Origin of the sequence: Streptomyces sp. YS-3 (assembly GCF_045257485.1) — a bacterium.
Classification (GTDB): Bacteria; Actinomycetota; Actinomycetes; order Streptomycetales; family Streptomycetaceae; genus Streptomyces.
Genome location: NZ_JBJHPC010000847.1, coordinates 1 through 2,216 on the forward strand (window position 1 = coordinate 1; position 2,216 = coordinate 2,216).

At 70.7% G+C, this 2,216-nt stretch carries 3 protein-coding genes; 2 read left to right on the top strand and 1 reads right to left on the bottom strand.

The window, feature by feature from the left end; translation table 11 throughout:
* Positions 1 to 18: 18 nt before the first annotated feature.
* Positions 19 to 1,290, top strand: coding sequence for a phospholipase D-like domain-containing protein (locus ACJA3G_RS35485; protein ID WP_406557146.1), 1,272 nt, complete (start codon positions 19 to 21; stop codon positions 1,288 to 1,290).
* A gap of 55 nt (positions 1,291 to 1,345) precedes the next feature.
* Here the strand turns inward: ACJA3G_RS35485 and ACJA3G_RS35490 are convergent, their stop codons facing one another.
* Complete coding sequence (locus ACJA3G_RS35490) at positions 1,346 to 1,627, bottom strand: hypothetical protein (RefSeq protein WP_101388032.1); 282 nt, start codon at positions 1,625 to 1,627, stop codon at positions 1,346 to 1,348.
* Positions 1,628 to 1,754: 127 nt separating this feature from the next.
* Between ACJA3G_RS35490 and ACJA3G_RS35495 the strand changes: the two genes are divergently transcribed.
* Entirely contained in the window at positions 1,755 to 2,114 is a 360-nt protein-coding gene (locus ACJA3G_RS35495; protein ID WP_406557147.1) for an arsenate reductase family protein, read from the top strand.
* The last annotated feature ends 102 nt before the right edge of the window (positions 2,115 to 2,216 follow it).

The window sequence follows — 2,216 nt, forward strand, 5'->3', positions numbered from 1 at the left end:
CCTCCGAGAGGAACCCCCTTGCCTTCGCGCCCCGTGCTCCGTGCCGTCGCCCTGGCCGCTGTCGTTCTCGCCTCCGGGCTCTCCGGGCAGGCCGGGGCGGCCGGGGCCGACACCGTCGTCGCCCCGGTCACGACCGAGGCCGTCTTCAACAACCCCGTCGGGACCGCCGCCGAGCAGCAGGCCGTCGTCGCGCGGCAGGTGGAGCTCATCGGCGGGGCGCCCGCGGGGGCGCGGATACGGCTCGCCATGTTCTACGCCGACGATCCCGCCCTGCCGGACGCGCTGGTCGCCGCCCATCGGCGGGGCGTCGAGGTGCAGGCGGTCTTCGACGAGAAGGCCGTGGGCATGGCCCCGTACAGGAGTCTGCTGGCCGAGCTCGGTGGGGACACCGCCAAGGCCTCGTGGGTGATGAGCTGCGGGGCCGGGCGCGGGTGTGTGGGGACGCGGGCGCTCGGGACCGTCGACGCCATCAACCACAACAAGTTCCTGCTGCTGTCGGAGACCGGGGGCACTCCGCACGTCGTCGTGCAGTCCTCCGCCAATCTGCACGCCGGCCGTGACGGCACCAAGGGGTGGAACAACGCCCTGGTGCTGGTGGGGAACGAGGGGATCTACTCCGCCTACAACGGGTACTTCGACGACCTCAGGGCGCGCCGCGCCAACAACGACTACTACAGCACCGGGCGGCCCCCCGTCGCCTCCGGCAACGCCAAGGCGCACTTCTATCCGCGCGCCGAGAGCAACGGCTCGCCCTACGACGATCCGTCCGAGGACACCGTCGCCACGGTGCTGGACAACGTGAAGTGCTTCGGGAACTCCACGTACGGCACGAGCGACAACCACCGCACCCGCATCCGGGTCGGCATGACCATCTTCAGCCGGCCCTACCTCGCCGAGCGGCTCGCCGAGCTCGACGCCCAGGGGTGCTACGTGGAGGTGTCCGAGACGTACAACCCGGACAGCGCGCTGGAGAAGCAGTCGCTGGAGACGCTGCTGAAGAAGACGTCCAGTGTGTACGGCGGGGTCATCACCAAGTACTACTGCCAGGCCGACTCCACCTGGATCCACGACAAGTACCTGCTCGTGGAGGGGAACTACTACAACACCCCGGACCGCAAGGTGCTGTGGACCGGCAGCCACAACTGGAGCGGGAACTCGCTGCGGCAGAGCGACGAGACGATGCTCCAGCTGGAGGACGGCGGCGTCTTCGACTCCTACGTCGCCAACTTCAACAAGCTGCGCGCCGCCACCACCCACCAGCCCGCCAACGGCGCCCCGGCCACCTGCTGAGCCCCTCGGCAGGAGTGCCGCGCCCCGGTCCCCCCGGGGCGCGGCACCCGTACCGTCAGCGGCCCGAGCGGATCAGGGCCCGGACCATCCGGCACGTCGTGTCCGACGGCGGGTGCACACCGATCAGCTCCGCCGTGCTCCGTATCTTGCGGTTGGGCGCGTGCTCCGGCTGGTAGACCCCCGTGTCGAGCAGCGCGATGGCCAGGCGCATCGCCTTGAGGCGCCTGTTGTGCGTCTCGTACCACACCCGCGGGCGTCCGGCGGGCAGCGGCACCTTCTTCAGGGACATCAGGGACAGCTGTTGCGGGGCGCGCGACGTCAGTACGGCAGCGGCCATGGGCATCCTCCTGGGCTGTCGGGAACCCTCACGAACTGCCTCAATTTTACTGCCCACCACTGACAATCGCCGCTGCTCGGACGGCCTTTGACCAGGTCACAGGCGTACCGGCGGTACCGTGTCCCCCATGGAGATCTGGATCAACCCCGCCTGTTCCAAGTGCCGCAGCGCCGTCGACCTGCTGGACGCCGAGGGCGCCTCGTACACCGTCCGCCGCTACCTCGACGACGTGCCCTCCGAGGACGAGATCCGGGCCGTGCTCGACCGGCTCGGCCTGGAGCCGTGGGACATCACGCGCACCCAGGAGGCCGAGGCGAAGGAGCTCGGGCTCAAGGAGTGGCCGCGCGAGGACGCCTCCCGCGGGCGCTGGATCGCCGCGCTCGCCGCGCACCCGAAGCTCATCCAGCGCCCGATCATCACGGCGGACGACGGCACGGCGGTGGTGGGCCGCACCGAGGAGGCGGTACGGGACGCGCTCTCGCGGTGAGGTACTCCTCGCGGTGAGGCCCTCTCGCGGTGACGTCCTTTCGCCCTGACGCCCGGGGCCGGGCGCGCCCGGCCCCGGGCGTCAGGGCGAAAGGACGTCACC

What these genes read in the sequence shown, in the direction of transcription:
- ACJA3G_RS35490 (WP_101388032.1), bottom strand. Translation starts at nt 1,627, where the DNA reads ATGGCCGCTGCCGTACTGACGTCGCGCGCCCCGCAACAGCTGTCCCTG.
- ACJA3G_RS35495 (WP_406557147.1), top strand. Translation starts at nt 1,755, where the DNA reads ATGGAGATCTGGATCAACCCCGCCTGTTCCAAGTGCCGCAGCGCCGTC.